At 52.3% G+C, this 15,774-nt stretch carries 17 protein-coding genes; 10 read left to right on the top strand and 7 right to left on the bottom strand.

The window, feature by feature from the left end; translation table 11 throughout:
• Positions 1–71: 71 nt before the first annotated feature.
• Both hemF and amiA read right to left on the bottom strand, forming a co-directional pair.
• Positions 72–977, bottom strand: a complete 906-nt coding sequence (gene hemF / locus MUA00_RS06340) for an oxygen-dependent coproporphyrinogen oxidase (protein ID WP_271122327.1) — start codon at positions 975–977, stop codon at positions 72–74.
• A 4-nt stretch (positions 978–981) separates the two neighbouring features.
• Positions 982–1,854: an N-acetylmuramoyl-L-alanine amidase AmiA gene (amiA, locus tag MUA00_RS06335; protein ID WP_271122328.1), complete on the bottom strand. Its 873-nt coding sequence runs from the start codon at positions 1,852–1,854 to the stop codon at positions 982–984.
• A gap of 163 nt (positions 1,855–2,017) precedes the next feature.
• Between amiA and MUA00_RS06330 the strand changes: the two genes are divergently transcribed.
• From MUA00_RS06330 to cysM, 9 genes are all read left to right on the top strand, one after another.
• On the top strand, positions 2,018–2,494 hold the full coding sequence (locus MUA00_RS06330) for a GNAT family acetyltransferase (protein WP_271122329.1): 477 nt from the start codon (positions 2,018–2,020) through the stop codon (positions 2,492–2,494).
• 31 nt (positions 2,495–2,525) lie between these two features.
• Positions 2,526–2,963: a DUF2919 domain-containing protein gene (locus tag MUA00_RS06325; protein ID WP_271122330.1), complete on the top strand. Its 438-nt coding sequence runs from the start codon at positions 2,526–2,528 to the stop codon at positions 2,961–2,963.
• A gap of 65 nt (positions 2,964–3,028) precedes the next feature.
• Positions 3,029–3,604: an RpoE-regulated lipoprotein gene (locus MUA00_RS06320; RefSeq protein ID WP_271122331.1), complete on the top strand. Its 576-nt coding sequence runs from the start codon at positions 3,029–3,031 to the stop codon at positions 3,602–3,604.
• Positions 3,605–3,709: 105 nt separating this feature from the next.
• Positions 3,710–4,609: a Dyp-type peroxidase gene (locus tag MUA00_RS06315; RefSeq protein WP_271122332.1), complete on the top strand. Its 900-nt coding sequence runs from the start codon at positions 3,710–3,712 to the stop codon at positions 4,607–4,609.
• Between the two features lie 242 nt (positions 4,610–4,851).
• Positions 4,852–5,868: a sulfate ABC transporter substrate-binding protein gene (locus MUA00_RS06310; RefSeq protein WP_271122333.1), complete on the top strand. Its 1,017-nt coding sequence runs from the start codon at positions 4,852–4,854 to the stop codon at positions 5,866–5,868.
• Positions 5,868–6,701 carry a sulfate/thiosulfate ABC transporter permease CysT gene (gene cysT, locus MUA00_RS06305; protein WP_271122334.1) on the top strand — a complete coding sequence of 278 codons (834 nt, stop codon included), beginning with the start codon at positions 5,868–5,870 and terminating at the stop codon, positions 6,699–6,701. Before MUA00_RS06310 ends, cysT begins: the two co-directional genes overlap by 1 nt.
• Positions 6,701–7,576, top strand: a complete 876-nt coding sequence (gene cysW / locus MUA00_RS06300; RefSeq protein WP_271122335.1) for a sulfate/thiosulfate ABC transporter permease CysW — start codon at positions 6,701–6,703, stop codon at positions 7,574–7,576. The genes cysT and cysW overlap by 1 nt, the downstream gene beginning before the upstream one ends.
• Complete coding sequence (gene cysA, locus MUA00_RS06295) at positions 7,566–8,651, top strand: sulfate/thiosulfate ABC transporter ATP-binding protein CysA (protein ID WP_271122336.1); 1,086 nt, start codon at positions 7,566–7,568, stop codon at positions 8,649–8,651. The genes cysW and cysA overlap by 11 nt, the downstream gene beginning before the upstream one ends.
• 69 nt (positions 8,652–8,720) lie before the next feature.
• Positions 8,721–9,632, top strand: a complete 912-nt coding sequence (gene cysM, locus MUA00_RS06290) for a cysteine synthase CysM (RefSeq protein WP_271122337.1) — start codon at positions 8,721–8,723, stop codon at positions 9,630–9,632.
• Positions 9,633–9,698: 66 nt separating this feature from the next.
• Here the strand turns inward: cysM and crr are convergent, their stop codons facing one another.
• From crr to cysZ, 5 genes are all read right to left on the bottom strand, one after another.
• On the bottom strand, positions 9,699–10,208 hold the full coding sequence (gene crr, locus MUA00_RS06285) for a PTS glucose transporter subunit IIA (protein ID WP_121266075.1): 510 nt from the start codon (positions 10,206–10,208) through the stop codon (positions 9,699–9,701).
• A gap of 40 nt (positions 10,209–10,248) precedes the next feature.
• On the bottom strand, positions 10,249–11,976 hold the full coding sequence (gene ptsI, locus MUA00_RS06280) for a phosphoenolpyruvate-protein phosphotransferase PtsI (protein ID WP_271122338.1): 1,728 nt from the start codon (positions 11,974–11,976) through the stop codon (positions 10,249–10,251).
• A 44-nt stretch (positions 11,977–12,020) separates the two neighbouring features.
• Complete coding sequence (gene ptsH / locus MUA00_RS06275) at positions 12,021–12,278, bottom strand: phosphocarrier protein Hpr (RefSeq protein ID WP_271122339.1); 258 nt, start codon at positions 12,276–12,278, stop codon at positions 12,021–12,023.
• Positions 12,279–12,666: 388 nt separating this feature from the next.
• Positions 12,667–13,638 (bottom strand): cysteine synthase A, encoded by a 972-nt coding sequence (cysK, locus tag MUA00_RS06270; protein ID WP_271122340.1) that lies wholly within the window; start codon positions 13,636–13,638, stop codon positions 12,667–12,669.
• Positions 13,639–13,790: 152 nt separating this feature from the next.
• The gene (cysZ, locus tag MUA00_RS06265; protein WP_271122341.1) at positions 13,791–14,552 is read right to left on the bottom strand and encodes a sulfate transporter CysZ; all 762 of its coding nucleotides are present in this window, start codon (positions 14,550–14,552) and stop codon (positions 13,791–13,793) included.
• Positions 14,553–14,783: 231 nt separating this feature from the next.
• Here cysZ and zipA point away from each other — a divergent pair, with 231 nt between their 5' ends.
• Entirely contained in the window at positions 14,784–15,734 is a 951-nt protein-coding gene (gene zipA, locus MUA00_RS06260) for a cell division protein ZipA (protein WP_271122342.1), read from the top strand.
• Positions 15,735–15,774 lie beyond the last annotated feature (40 nt).

Here is a 15,774-nt window from a genome sequence, read left to right as displayed (position 1 = left end):
AATGGCGCTCGTGTTTATCTGCCTCAACACGTAGGTCGGATAAGCGCGAGCGCCATCCGACGCTGAAACGCTTAAACCCAGTTTCTCACAGGCAGAAAATCACGATACAGGGCAGCCTCAGGGCTGCCTTCTTCTGGCTGATAGTTATATTCCCAGCGCACCATTGGCGGCATCGACATTAAAATCGACTCCGCGCGCCCGCCGGTTTGCAGACCGAACAGCGTTCCGCGATCCCACACCAGATTAAACTCTACGTAGCGCCCACGGCGATAAAGCTGGAAGTCACGCTCGCGCTCACTCCACGGCAGCGTCTTGCGGCGTTCAACGATCGGCAGGTACGCGTCCAGATAACCGTTTCCTACGGCCTGCATAAAAGCAAAGCAGTGGTTGAAGTCCGGCGTGTTCAGATCGTCAAAAAACAGCCCGCCAATGCCGCGCTGCTCGTTGCGGTGTTTAATAAAGAAATAGTCGTCGCACCATTTTTTATAACGCGGGAAAACGTCTTCGCCAAACGGCCGGCACAAATCCCGTGCCGTTTTATGCCAGTGAATAGCGTCTTCTTCAAACCCGTAGAAAGGCGTTAAATCAAAGCCGCCGCCGAACCACCATACCGGGTCGCACCCCGGTTTTTCTGCAATGAAAAAGCGCACGTTGGCGTGGCTGGTCGGGACATAAGGATTTAGTGGATGAACAACCAGCGAAACTCCCATGGCTTCGAAGCTGCGTCCGGCTAGTTCCGGGCGATGCGCGGTTGCAGAGGCGGGCATTGCGTCGCCGTGTACATGCGAAAAGTTAACGCCCGCCTGCTCAAAAACGTTTCCACCGCGTAACACCCGGCTGCGCCCGCCGCCACCGCCCTCTCTTTGCCAGCTATCTTCCTCGAAGGCTGCGCCGTCAACGGCGGCAAGCTGCTGGCAAATGGTGTCCTGTAGCTGCAACAGATACTGTTTTACGGCGTGGATATCAGGCGTATTCATAGGATTATCGTTTTTTACCGTGGGCTTTATGATTATCGAACCAGTTGAAATAGCTGATGACGCCATTGGCGATGGCTGTCGCAATTTTTTGACGAAACGCCGCCGTACCAAGCAGCTTTTCTTCACCGGGATTGGTGATAAATGAGGTTTCCACCAGCACCGAAGGTATAGACGGTGATTTTAGCACGACGAAAGCGGCTTGCTCTGTATTGCGGCTGTGAAGCTTATGCACCGGTTTGATTTGCTTAAGGATATGCGACCCAAGCGTCAGGCTATTTTTGATAGTGTCCGTTTGCACCAGGTCAAACAGCACCTGCTGCAGATAATGATCTTTATTTTTTACCTTGCTGCCCGCCACATCATCGGCGGCGTTTTCTTTGTCAGAAAGGTATTTCGCCATGGCGCTACTGGCGCCGCGGTTGGAAAGGGCAAAAACGGACGCGCCTGCTGCCGTCGGGCTGGTAAAACCGTCGGCGTGAATTGACATAAACAGATCTGCGCCGTGCTTGTGGGCAATCTCGACGCGATCGTAGAGCGGAATAAATTCATCGCTGGTGCGCGTCAGTTTGGCCTCGATCCCTTTGCTTCTCAGAATGCTACGCACGTTTTTGGCAATCGCCAGCACCACGTGTTTTTCTTTTGAACCGTTATGCCCGATGGCGCCGGTATCAATACCGCCGTGGCCGGGATCCAGCATCACAACGCGGCGGCTGCCGGACTTCTTTGCTGGTTTACTGTGATTAGTCGTGGTTTTGAGCGTTTTGCTCTCCTGACGGGCCAATGCCTTACTTGCGCCGGTTAAGGTCAGGGCAGCCAAACCAGTAAGCAGCAACTGGCGGCGGGTGGTGAGTTGCGTTAGTGATTTAATTTTGCTCATGGGACTAATTAATTATCTTATGAATTCTTGATTAGCGTTTATATCGTATCGTCAATGCGTTAACGACAGGCGTTTGGCCGAAATGTTTAACTTTTCATTTCAATCCATGAATGAGCGGCAAGTATGCCATTTTTTCCCTGCTTTTGCGGCAGATATTGGCTTAATGAGAAGGACACGCCATAATCAGGGTTTTCAGGCAAAAGCGGCTAATACCATGGAAATACGCGTTTTTCGACAGGAAGATTTCGAAGAGGTCATCACCCTTTGGGAGCGCTGCGATCTTCTGCGCCCGTGGAACGACCCTGAAATGGATATCGAACGGAAGCTGCAGCACGATGCGGATCTGTTTCTGGTAGCGGAAGTGGGCGGCGAAGTCGTCGGCTCGCTGATGGGCGGTTATGACGGTCACCGTGGCTCTGCTTACTACCTTGGCGTTCATCCGGAGTTTCGCGGGCGGGGCATTGCCAATGCCCTGCTCAGCCGCCTTGAGAAAAAGCTCATTGCGCGCGGCTGTCCAAAAATCCACATCATGGTGCGTGAAGAAAACGATTTGGTTATCGGCATGTACGAGCGGCTGGAATACGAACAGCAGGATGTGGTGATGCTGGGCAAGCGCCTTATTGAAGACCAGGAATATTAATTCCCGCTGTGTTGTAAAAGGTTCCTGGTTTATGTATTCACCCTCGGATTACGACGTTCACGGCAATCTGAAAACACCTTTTCTCTTCTGGTGCATTCTTCTGTTTCAGGCGCGGACCTGGTTTTTGCTGGTGCTGGCGGGAGCATCCCGTCAGCAGGGCGAGGCGCTGCTTGCTCTGTTCTATCCCGAACGCGACAATTTTTGGCTGGGTTTGCTGCCCGGCATTCCGGCTGCGCTGGCGTTTGTTATCGGCGGGCGTCGCCATCTCTGGCCTGGATTATGGGCGGCCTGGCGCTGGGTTTTAATCGTTGCACAGGTGGCCGTACTTGTCTGGCAAATTCTGGTGATTTACCAGGGGGAAGAGCTGAGCGGCGTGACGCTTGCGCTATTGACTGGCGACGTTTTTGCCCTGTGGTGGCTCGCCACCAACCGCCGTCTGCGCGACTACTTTTCGGCGCAGCGTGAATGAAAGGGCACTTTTAAGGAAGTTTGTACTCCAATGCCCGTTATCACTCCAAAACAAAGGAATTTTTAATGAAAACTTTGCGCCTGATGCTGCCAGGAGTGCTGCTGTTACTCAGCGGTTGTTCGACAATCTCTAACATGCACTGGTCAAGCCTCTCTCCGATGAGCTGGTTTGGCTCCTCGCCTGAAGTGAGCGAGCAGGGCGTTGGCGGCTTAAACGCCAGCACGCCAATGAATGAAGAAGCCGTCAGCGAAGGGCTTAACGATAATTACCGTCTGCGCAGCGGCATGAAAACCGATAAAGGCGCCGTGGTTCGTTACTTCGAAGCGATGGACGACAAGTCGCTGATGATTATCGTCAATGGCGAAAACGGCACGGTAAGCCGCGTGGACGTAATGGATAAAGAGGTGAAAACCGAAAGCGGCGTCGAAATTGGCACGCCGTTTAGCGATCTTTATGACAAAGCCTACGGGGCGTGTGCAAAAGGGACGGGCGACGATGCCCAAAGCGTTGAGTGTAAAGCGCCAGGCAGCCAGCACATTAGCTACTTGTTTAGCGGTGAATGGCGCGGACCGGAAGGCCTGATGCCAGCCGACGATACGCTCAAAAAATGGACTATCAGCAAAATTATCTGGCGTAAATAAAAATCAGCGCCTGGTTTGCGCCTCCTCAAGAAGGCGCAGCCGTAATCGGTTATGATAGGACGATAAACGCCACGCAAAGTGGCGTGTTTTATTTCAGGAGGATTCATGTCTCGGGTTCAAACCGGCATTCTGCCGGAACATTGTCGCGCCGCCGTCTGGCTGGAAGCGAGTATTCAGGGCGATTTTGACGCCGTTCGTCAGGGCTGCAAAACCTTTGCTCAATCGCTGAATGCGTTGCAGGAAAAATTCCCGGAAGCGAATTTGGGCGCGGTAGTGGCATTTGGTCATGACCTGTGGCGTGATTTGAGCGGTGGCGTGGGAGCCGAAGAGCTGAAAAACTTTGCCCCTCTGGGCAAAGGTCTGGCGCCGGCCACCCAGCGTGATGTGATGATCCATATTCTCTCCCTGCGCCACGACGTGAATTTCTCCGTCGCGCAGGCGGCGCTCGCGGCTTTTGGCGATGCGCTTTCAATTGAAGAAGAAGTGCATGGTTTCCGTTGGGTAGAAGATCGCGATTTGAGCGGTTTTGTCGATGGCACGGAAAACCCGCAGGGCGAAGAAAATCGTCGTGAAGTGGCGGCGATCGGCGAAGGCGTTGACGCAGGCGGCAGCTACGTTTTCGTGCAGCGTTGGGAGCATAATCTTAAACAGCTAAACCGCATGAGCGTTACGGATCAGGAGATGATCATGGGGCGCACTAAAGAAGCCAATGAAGAGATTGATGGCGAAGAGCGTCCGGTAACGTCTCACCTGACCCGCGTTGATCTAAAAGAAAACGGCAAGGGACTCAAGATTGTGCGCCAGAGCCTGCCGTACGGCACCGCCAGCGGCAAACATGGCCTTTACTTTATCGCTTATTGCGCACGTCTGCATAACATTGAGCAGCAGTTATTAAGCATGTTTGGCGAAACCGACGGTAAGCGTGACGGCATGCTGCGCTTTACCAAACCGGTGACCGGCGGCTACTATTTTGCACCATCGCTGGACAAGCTGTTAAACCTGTAGAACCAGGCGGTGGATGGCGCTGGCGCTTATCCGCCCTACAATTAATCAGGCGATCGTAAGTCGGATAAGCGTCAGCGCCATCCGACATTCTGCCATCCGACAAATACCCCCTCCGGCGTCTTATATCCCTTTCTTATTGCAAAGCACTAAACGGTATATAAAAGCGTTACAGCTTTGGCTCGCGTTATAAATAAACTGATGACATGTTAAGCATGACCGTTATCACATTTATAAGGTGCAGAATGGCAATTACATCCGTTAAAAAAGTCTGGAGTGCGCTGGTTGTCTCTGCATTGCTGGCAGGTTCTGCGCATGCGACGGAGCTGCTCAATAGCTCTTATGATGTGTCTCGTGAGCTGTTTGCTGCGTTAAATCCGGCGTTCGAACAAAAATGGGCGCAGGAAAACAACGGCGATAAGCTGACGATAAAACAATCTCATGCCGGGTCATCAAAACAGGCGCTGGCGATATTACAGGGCTTAAAAGCTGACGTTGTAACTTATAACCAGGTGACAGACGTGCAGATTCTGCACGATAAAGGCAACCTGATCCCGGCGGACTGGCAGAGCCGTTTGCCGAACAACAGCTCACCGTTCTACTCCACCATGGCTTTCCTGGTGCGCAAGGGCAATCCGAAGAACATTCACGACTGGAACGATCTGGTGCGTCCGGATGTGAAGCTGATTTTCCCGAATCCAAAAACCTCCGGTAACGCCCGTTATACCTATCTGGCGGCATGGGGCGCGGCAAACAAAGCTGACGGCGGCGATAAAGCGAAAACCGAACAGTTCATGACCCAGTTCCTGAAAAACGTCGAAGTATTTGATACCGGCGGTCGCGGGGCTACCACAACTTTTGTTGAGCGTAATCTGGGCGACGTGCTGATTAGCTTTGAATCCGAAGTGAACAATATCCGCAAACAGTACGAAAAAGACGGCTACGAAGTCGTGGTGCCAAAAGTAAATATTCTGGCTGAATTCCCGGTCGCCTGGGTTGATAAAAACGTGAAGGCTAACGGCACGGAAAAAGTCGCCAAAGATTACCTGAACTTCCTCTATAGCCCGGCGGCGCAGACCATCATCACCGACTATTACTACCGCGTAAACAGCCCGGAAGTGATGGACAAGCTGAAAGACAAATTCCCGCAAACCGAGCTGTTCCGCGTGGAAGATGTATTCGGCGGCTGGCCGGAAGCGATGAAAACCCATTTTGCTAGCGGTGCGGAATTTGACAAGCTGGTAGCGGCGGGGCGTAAGTAATGTTTGCTGTTTCTTCAAAACGAGTACTGCCTGGCTTTACCTTAAGCCTCGGTACCAGTTTGCTGTTTGTTTGCCTGATTTTATTACTGCCGTTAAGCGCGCTGGTGATGCAGTTGTCCGAAATGACGCTTGTGCAGTACTGGGAAGTGATCTCCAACCCGCAGGTGGTGGCGGCCTACAAGGTTACTCTGCTGTCGGCGGGCGTAGCTTCCGTCTTTAACGGCCTTTTCGGCATGCTGATGGCGTGGATTTTGACGCGCTATCAGTTCCCGGGCCGCAGCCTGCTGGACGCATTGATGGATTTGCCTTTCGCGCTGCCAACGGCGGTGGCGGGTTTGACGTTAGCCGGGCTGTTTTCCGTTAACGGCTGGTACGGCGAGTGGCTGGCACAGTTCGGCATTAAAGTGACTTATACCTGGCTTGGTATTGCGGTGGCGATGGCTTTTACCAGTATTCCTTTTGTGGTGCGTACCGTGCAGCCTGTGCTTGAAGAGCTTGGCCCGGAATATGAAGAAGCGGCCGAAACGCTTGGCGCAACCCGCTGGCAGAGCTTCCGTCGCGTTATTTTACCTGAGCTTTCCCCCGCGTTAATGGCGGGCGTTGCGCTCTCATTTACGCGCAGCCTGGGCGAGTTTGGCGCGGTGATCTTTATCGCCGGTAACATTGCCTGGAAAACAGAAGTGACCTCGTTGATGATTTTCGTGCGTTTGCAGGAGTTTGATTATCCAGCCGCAAGCGCGATTGCCTCGGTGATCCTGGCCGCTTCCTTACTGTTGTTGTTCACCATTAACACCTTGCAAAGCCGCTTTGGTCGGCGCGTGGTGGGGCACTGATGACGGACGTAACTGAATTGAAAAGCTATCGCCGCTCCGGTTTTAACTGGGGTAAATGGACGCTGATTAGCCTTGGCGTGCTGATTTCGTTTCTGCTGCTGGTGGTGCCGGTCGCCTCGATTTTTGCCGAAGCTTTCTCGAAAGGGCTGATGCCAGCGCTGCAAAATATTACCGACCCGGACATGCTGCACGCAATCTGGCTGACGGTAATGATTGCTCTGATCACCGTGCCGGTAAACCTGGTGTTCGGCATTTTGCTCGCCTGGCTGGTGACGCGTTTTAACTTCCCGGGCCGCCAGGTATTGCTGACGCTGCTGGATATTCCTTTCGCCGTTTCACCGGTTGTTGCCGGTCTGGTTTATCTGTTGTTTTACGGCTCCAACGGTCCGTTGGCCGGTTTTATGGATGAGCATAACATTCAGATTATGTTTGCCTGGCCGGGCATGGTTCTGGTGACAATTTTCGTGACCTGCCCATTTGTGGTGCGCGAGCTGGTGCCGGTGATGCTAAGCCAGGGCAGCCAGGAAGATGAAGCGGCTATTTTGCTTGGCGCTTCTGGCTGGAAGATGTTTAAACGCGTCACGCTGCCGAACATCCGCTGGGCGCTGTTGTACGGCGTAGTATTGACTAACGCCCGTGCGATTGGCGAGTTCGGCGCGGTTTCCGTTGTTTCCGGTTCTATCCGCGGTGAGACGTTCTCGCTGCCGTTACAGATTGAATTACTCCAGCAGGATTACAACACCGTGGGCTCGTTTACCGCAGCCGCGCTGTTAACCCTGATGGCGATTCTGACCCTGTTTTTAAAGAGTGCGTTGCAGTGGCGACTGAATCATCAGGAAAAACGCCTGCAGCAGGAGGGAAATCATGAGCATTGATATTACCAATATTAAGAAATCTTTTGGTCGCACCCAGGTGCTGAATGATATCTCTCTGGATATCCCTTCCGGCCAGATGGTCGCATTGCTGGGGCCGTCTGGCTCCGGGAAAACTACGCTGCTGCGTATTATCGCCGGTCTTGAACATCAGAACAGCGGCCGCATTAGCTTTCACGGCACGGATGTAAGCCGTATTCACGCTCGCGATCGTAAAGTAGGTTTTGTTTTCCAGCATTATGCGCTGTTCCGTCATATGACGGTTTTCGACAATATCGCTTTTGGCCTGACGGTGCTGCCGCGTCGCGAGCGTCCGTCTGCTGCGGTGATTAAGCAGAAAGTCACCCGTCTGCTGGAGATGGTGCAGCTATCCCATCTTGCCGATCGTTTCCCGGCGCAGCTTTCGGGTGGTCAGAAGCAGCGAGTCGCTCTGGCGCGCGCGCTGGCCGTTGAGCCGCAAATCCTGCTGCTTGATGAGCCCTTTGGCGCACTGGATGCGCAGGTGCGTAAAGAGCTACGCCGCTGGCTGCGTCAACTGCATGAAGAGTTGAAATTTACCAGCGTGTTCGTTACCCACGATCAGGAAGAAGCGATGGAAGTCGCCGACCGCGTGGTGGTGATGAGCCAGGGAAATATCGAACAGGTCGATACACCTGAAGCGGTATGGCGTGAACCGGCAACCCGCTTTGTGCTTGAGTTTCTCGGTGAAGTAAACCGCATGAAAGGCACCGTGCGCGGCAGCCAGTTCCACGTTGGCGCTCACCGCTGGCCGCTGGGGTTCACGCCTGCGCATCAGGGGCCGGTGGATCTGTTCCTGCGCCCGTGGGAGGTGGATGTTAGCCGCCGCACGAATCTGGATTCTCCGCTGCCGGTGCAGGTGCTTGAAATCAGCCCACGTGGTCACTACATGCAATTGGTCGTGCAGCCCCTGGGCTGGTATGACGAGCCGCTGACCGTGGTATTGCGCGAAGATCACGTGCCGGTACGCGGTGAACGCCTGTTTGTTGGCCTGCAGCATGCCCGCTTGTATGAGGGAAACAACAGAATTCAGGGTGTAGACCTGGCGCAATCCGCCTGATAAGTTTACGCCACTACACGAATCGCAATAGCGGCCCTTGTGGCCGCTTTTTTATCTTCTGGATAGCTTGTGACAACTTTAGAAAGCACAATCGGCAATACGCCTCTGGTGAAATTACAGCGTGCTGGCCTGACAAACGGCAGTGAAATCTGGGTTAAGCTCGAAGGCAATAATCCGGCAGGATCGGTGAAAGATCGCGCTGCGCTGTCGATGATCGTACAGGCCGAAAAGCGCGGAGAGATCGCGCCTGGCGATACGCTTATTGAGGCTACCAGCGGCAATACCGGGATTGCGCTGGCGATGATTGCCGCGCTGAAAGGGTATCGCATGAAATTGCTGATGCCGGATAACATGAGCATGGAGCGCAAGGCCGCTATGCAGGCTTATGGCGCGGAGCTGATTCTGGTTACCAAAGAGCAGGGCATGGAAGGCGCTCGCGAACTGGCGCGCTTGATGGGCGAACGTGGCGAAGGCAAAGTATTGGATCAGTTTAACAATCCTGATAACCCTTATGCGCATTACACCACTACCGGGCCGGAAATCTGGCAGCAGACGCAGGGGCGTATTACCCATTTCGTCTCCAGTATGGGCACCACTGGTACCATTACCGGCGTGAGCCGCTTTATGCGCGAGCTTGAAAAAAAGGTCACTATCGTGGGCCTGCAGCCGGATGAGGGCAGTAGCATTCCAGGTATCCGTCGTTGGCCTGAAGAGTGGCTGCCAAAGATTTTTAACCCCGAGCTGGTAGATGAAGTTATCGATATGTCTCAGCTTGAGGCTGAGCAGACGATGCGTCGTCTCGCCACAGCCGAAGGGATATTCTGCGGCGTAAGTTCAGGTGGGGCGGTTGCTGGCGCATTGCGCGTGGCGCAAGCCAATCCGGGAAGCGTTGTGGTAGCGATTATTTGCGACCGCGGCGATCGCTATTTATCGACAGGCGTGTTCGGTGAAGAGAGTTATTCGCAGGGCGCGGGTATTTAAAACAGAAGCTGTACAAACAAAAACGGCACCGCGAGGGTGCCGTTTTTAATTCAGTGTGCGGTCAATTTACTTCTTGATGCGGATCACCGGGGTTTCGCCCACGGTCACGCTACCAGACAGTTTGATCAGCTCTTTGATTTCATCCATGTTGGAGATAACAACCGGAGTCAGAGTCGACTTGGCTTTCTCTTCCAGCAGTGGCAGATCAAACTCGATAACCACGTCGCCTTTCTTAACACGCTGGCCTTCTTCAGCGATGCGCTTGAAACCTTCGCCTTTCAGTTCAACGGTATCGATACCGAAGTGAACGAACAGCTCGATGCCGCTATCAGATTCGATAGAGAAAGCATGGTTGGTTTCGAAGATTTTACCGATGGTACCATCAACCGGAGCAACCATTTTGTTGCCGGTAGGTTTAATGGCGATGCCATCGCCTACGATCTTCTCTGCAAACACCACATCTGGAACATCTTCAATGTTGACGATTTCGCCAGAAAGCGGGGCAACAATCTCAATGGTTCCGGTGTCTTTTTTATCATCAGAAACCAGAGATTTCAGTTTATCAAACAAACCCATGATCTTCTCCTAAGCAGTAAATTGGGCCGCATCCGGTGGATTAGCAGATTGTTTTTTCTTCAATGAACTTGTTAACCAGCGTCATTAACTCGTCCGTTGTCGGTTGAGCAAGAGCCTGCTCTGCTAACACCTTCGCATCTTCGAAGTTCGTGTTACGGATAATCTTCTTAATGCGCGGGATAGAGATGGCACTCATACTGAATTCATCCAGACCCATCCCCAGCAACAGAAGTGTAGCACGTTCGTCGCCTGCAAGCTCACCACACATACCGGTCCATTTACCTTCTGCATGAGAAGCATCAATAACTTGCTTAATCAGAGTCAGTACGGACGGTGACATTGGCTGGTAAAGATGTGAAATCATATCATTACCACGATCAACTGCCAGCGTATACTGAGTTAAATCATTGGTACCGATACTAAAGAAATCAACTTCTTTGGCCAGATGATGAGCAATAGTGGCCGCAGCCGGGGTCTCAACCATCACGCCGATTTCGATAGTTTCGTCAAACGCTTTGCCTTCTTCACGCAGTTGCGCCTTCATGATTTCGATCTCTTTCTTCAGAGCGCGAACCTCTTCAACAGAGATGATCATCGGGAACATGATGCGTAATTTACCGAACGCCGAAGCACGCAGAATCGCGCGTACCTGATCGTGCAGGATCTCTTTACGATCCATAGCGATACGCACTGCACGCCAGCCCAGGAACGGGTTTTCTTCTTTCGGGAAGTTCATGTATGGCAGCTCTTTATCGCCGCCAATGTCCATAGTACGAACGATAACTGCTTGCGAGCCACAGGCTTCAGCAACAGCCTTGTACGCGGCAAACTGCTCTTCTTCAGTCGGCAGTGAATCGCGGTCCATGAACAGGAATTCGGTACGGTACAGGCCCACACCTTCAGCGCCGTTGCGCTCTGCACCGTCGATATCGCGAACGGTACCGATGTTGGCGCACACTTCTACCTGATGGCCGTCAAGAGTGATGGCCGGCAGGTCTTTCAGTTTTGCCAGTTCAGCTTTCTCTGAGGCAACCTGCTGCTGCACAGCGCGCAGGGCTTCGATCTCTTCGTTCGTCGGGTTAACGTAAACTTTGTTGTTAACCGCATCGAGGATCAGATAGTCGTCATTTTTTACTTCAGAAGTTACGCTACCGGTGCCTACGATCGCTGGCAGTTCCAGAGAACGCGCCATAATGGAGGTGTGGGAGGTACGACCGCCGATATCGGTGATGAAACCCAAAACCTTTTGCAGGTTAAGCTGCGCCGTTTCAGATGGCGTCAGATCCTTGGCTACCAGGATAACTTCATCCTGAATCGCACTCAGATCGATAATAGCCAGACCAAGAATATTGCGTAGCAGACGTTTACCGATGTCACGTACGTCAGCGGCACGTTCTTTCAGATACTCGTCGTCCAGCTCTTCAAGAGCAGTAGCCTGGCCTTCAATGATTTCGTGAGCCGCTGCGTCCGCAGTAACTAACTTATCTTTGATAAGGGCTATGATTTCCTGCTCCAGTTCTTCGTCTTCCAGCAGCATAATATGGCCTTCGAAGATAGCTTCCTTTTCTTCACCGAAGGTCTCGCCAGCTTTAACTTTGATCGTTTCTAACTGGGCAGACGCTTTAGCGCGGCCGCTCAGGAAACGTTCAACTTCCTGCTCAACTTTGTCGGCAGAAATTTTCTTCCGGTCGATGACAATTTCATCTTCCTTCAGCAAAAGTGCTTTGCCGAAAGCGATACCCGGGGATGCTAAAATGCCTGAAATCATAACCCTACCTTACTTGTGACTGATATTTACGAAGAACCCAGAACTTACTCGAGTTCAGCCATCAGTTTTACCAAATGCTCAACCGCTTTCTGATCATCTTCGCCTTCAGCAGAGATGGTCACAACAGTACCTTGGGTCAGACCCAGAGTTTGCAGTTTGAACAGGCTTTTTGCGCTAGCGCTTTTGCCGTTGGAAGTCACAGTGATCTCAGAAGTGAAGCTCTTAGCTTCTTTAACAAACTGAGCAGCAGGGCGGGTGTGCAGACCGTTCGGAGCGGTAATGGTAACTTCTTGCTGGAACATTGTATTTCCCCAACTTATAGGTTTAGTGTTGTGGAACTAAAGTCTAGCCTGGTGGCTTAACTTTAGCCTGTATAGTTAGCGTCGGCGATAACTGTATGCGACACAGGATGCTTTAAGAATCACGAAAAGTGCTGCGGCTTTTGCCCGGCAATTCGCGTTTCGCTCGTCCTTAACCATTATGCCGTGAAATTCTGGCTTAAACCAAATCGTAAAATCGATTCAGCTAAGCTAATGTCACGAAGCGATTAATTTTGCGCATCAAAATAATTTGCTGGTTAAATACCAGACCTGGCAGGGTGAAGCAATGCTGAGGTGGGCAAAACTTTGACGAATGCCACAAAAAAGCACCCATTCGGGTGCTTTTTTCGTCAGTTTTAACAAGCTGGCATTATTGTTGCAGTTCTTTCTCTGTGAAGAGATCTGCAAACAACGCCGTACTGAGATAACGCTCACCGGAAGAAGGAAGGATAACCACAATATTCTTATTGGTAAAGGCTTCGTCTTCCTGAAGCTTCAGGGCGGCAGCGACAGCGGCGCCAGATGAAATACCCGCCAGAATACCTTCTTCGTCCATCAGACGGCGCGCGGTAGAAATGGCTTCCTCATTAGTAATGGCGATAACTTTGTCGATAAGTTTCAAATCAAGGTTGCCCGGAATAAAACCGGCGCCAATGCCCTGGATTTTGTGCGGGCCAGGTTTAAGTTCTTCGCCTGCCAGCGCCTGAGCGATAACCGGAGAATCCGTAGGTTCAACGGCTACGGTAATCAGATCGGTTTTACCCTTGGTGTTTTTGATGTAACGGCTAACGCCGGTCAGCGTACCGCCGGTACCCACGCCTGAGATAAATACATCTACTTCGCCATCGGTGTCTTCCCAGATTTCCGGGCCGGTGGTTTTTTCATGAATCTCAGGGTTTGCCGGGTTGCTGAACTGCTGCAGCAGCAGGTACTTCGCCGGATCGCTTGCAACGATTTCTTCTGCTTTTTGAATCGCGCCTTTCATGCCTTTAGCGCCTTCGGTCAGCACTAAATTAGCGCCAAGCGCCTTGAGCAATTTACGGCGTTCGATGCTCATGGTTTCAGGCATGGTCAGCGTCAGCTTGTAGCCGCGAGCTGCGGCAACATAGGCCAGCGCGATACCGGTATTGCCGCTGGTTGGTTCAACCAGTTCAACGCCTTGTTTCAGCACGCCGCGTTTTTCGGCGTCCCAAATCATATTGGCACCGATGCGGCATTTGACGCTAAAGCTTGGGTTGCGGGACTCGACCTTAGCCAGGATGCGTCCATTACCGATGCGGTTCAGTCGAACCAGCGGCGTATGACCGATTGTCAGAGAGTTGTCTTCATAGATCTTGCTCATAGCCCGTCCTTAACTGTATGAAATTTGGGAAACCGCTCCAGCATACCTGCTCGTGAGTTATGGGGAAGTAAAGAAATCGTATATCTATATGTAGAAGGGAAATAAGGAAAAGCAAGAAGGAATAAGGAGCGACATAAGCCGCTCCTGAAAAACTACTTCCACATGGCGTGTTTAGCGCGGTAGCAATCAACCCACATCGCTGTTGCGCCACATACCGCGACCGGCATAATAAACAGATTCAGGAAGGGAATCAGGGTAAACAGGCTGACGAGTGAACCGAACTGCATATTAATAACTTTTTTTTCACGCAGGGTGCTGCGCATAGCGCGAAACGGCACTTTATGGTTATCAAACGGATAGTCGCAGTACTGAATAGCCAGCATCCAGGCGCTAAATAAGAACCACAGCACCGGGGCAAGCGTCTGACCGATACCGGGAATGAAGTAGAGCAGCAGCAAGACTATCGCGCGCGGCAGGTACCAGGCGAGTTTTTGCCATTCTCTCTTCATGATGCGCGGCACGTCTTTTAGTACGCCCAGCACGCCGGTATCTGGCGGTGTAGCTCCCGTTAAGCGCGCTTCGAGTTGCTCAGCCAGCAGCCCGTTAAACGGCGCGGCTATCCAGTTGGCAAGCGTCGAGAAGAAATAACCGAAAACCAGCAATAAGGAAATAACGGCCAGCGGCCAAATCAGGTAGCTCAGCCACTGTAACCAGTCCGGCACGTAGGAAAGCATGGTCGGGATCCAGTCATCAAGGCGGGTAAATAGCCACCAGAACGCTGCGCCCATCAATAATATATTGACCAGCAAAGGCAGGATGACATAGCGCTTGATGCCTGGCTCACGAACCAGTTTCCAGCCCTGGGAAAAATAGTAAAAGCCGCTCTTTGGAGCAGATGTTGAAGATGAAACCATAGCCCTGGCAGACTCCTTTTATGTCAATGCAATGACAGACGAGCCCATCATAACCGAGGCGCAAGAGAAAAACTTATTAAGAAATGGTCGAAAAAACAGCAAAAAGTCGATTTCGTAACATCTTTATGCTGAGAAAACCGTGTGCGTACTTGCACTTGAGCGGATGGGCAAATACTCTTAGTGAGTAAATGTTTGCCGCGTTGGCAAGGTGTTAGAACAACAGAGAATATAATGATGCAGGATTTGCGTCTGATATTAATCATTGTTGGCGCGATCGCCATAATCGCCTTACTGGTTCATGGCCTGTGGACCAGCCGTAAGGAACGTTCTTCCGTTTTTCGCGATCGACCGTTGAAACGTATGAAGTCAAAGCGTGACGACTACGAACCAGAAGACGAAGCCGACGATGAAGAAGATGAAGGGGTAGGTGAAGTGCGCGTGCGTAGGGTAACGCCTGCGCAGGAACCTGTGACTCGCGAGCCGGAAACGCCTCGTCAGCCGCAAGCGCCTCAGCATCAGTACGAACCGCCTTATGCCTCGGCGGAGCCGCGTCGTTCTGCGCCGCCGAAGCAGCCAGCAGCGCCGGAAGTACCACGTCAGGAAGCGCCTGTGCAGCCGATGGAACCTGTCCATCAGCCAGCACCGGTAAGACAACCTGAGCCTGAACCAGAAGGGGTCCAGCCGGTTTACCAGCCTGAGCCAGAACCCGCGCCTGTCGTTCAGGAACCTGTGGAAGAGCCTGCTCCTGCTCCGCAAGCGCTAAAAGAAACGGTCATCGTGATGAACGTCTCTGCGCATGCCGGCAGCATGATTAACGGCGACGTTCTGCTCAACAGCATTCAACAGGCTGGTTTCATCTTTGGCGAAATGAATATTTTCCATCGTCATCTCAGCCCTGATGGCAGCGGTCCTGTGCTCTTTAGCCTTGCGAATATGGTTAAGCCCGGTTCGTTCGACCCGGAAACCATGGGGAACTTTGCAACGCCTGGCGTGACGATTTTCATGCAGGTGCCTTCGTATGGCGATCCGCATCAGAACTTCAAGCTGATGCTGCAATCCGCTCAGCATATTGCCGATGAGGTCGGCGGCGTGGTGCTTGATGATCAACGCCGCATGATGACGCCGCAAAAAATGCGAGAGTATCAGGATCGGATCCGCGAGGTCGTTGAGGCAAACGCCTGATAACCTGCCGGACAGACTACCCCCAAACCCCCGCATGTCG

The sequence above is a fragment of the Dryocola boscaweniae genome, assembly GCF_025215095.1.
In the GTDB taxonomy this organism is placed as follows: domain Bacteria; phylum Pseudomonadota; class Gammaproteobacteria; order Enterobacterales; family Enterobacteriaceae; genus Dryocola; species Dryocola boscaweniae.
The sequence above is the reverse complement of the archived record's forward strand: the minus strand, read 5'-3'. Positions and strand labels throughout refer to the sequence as shown.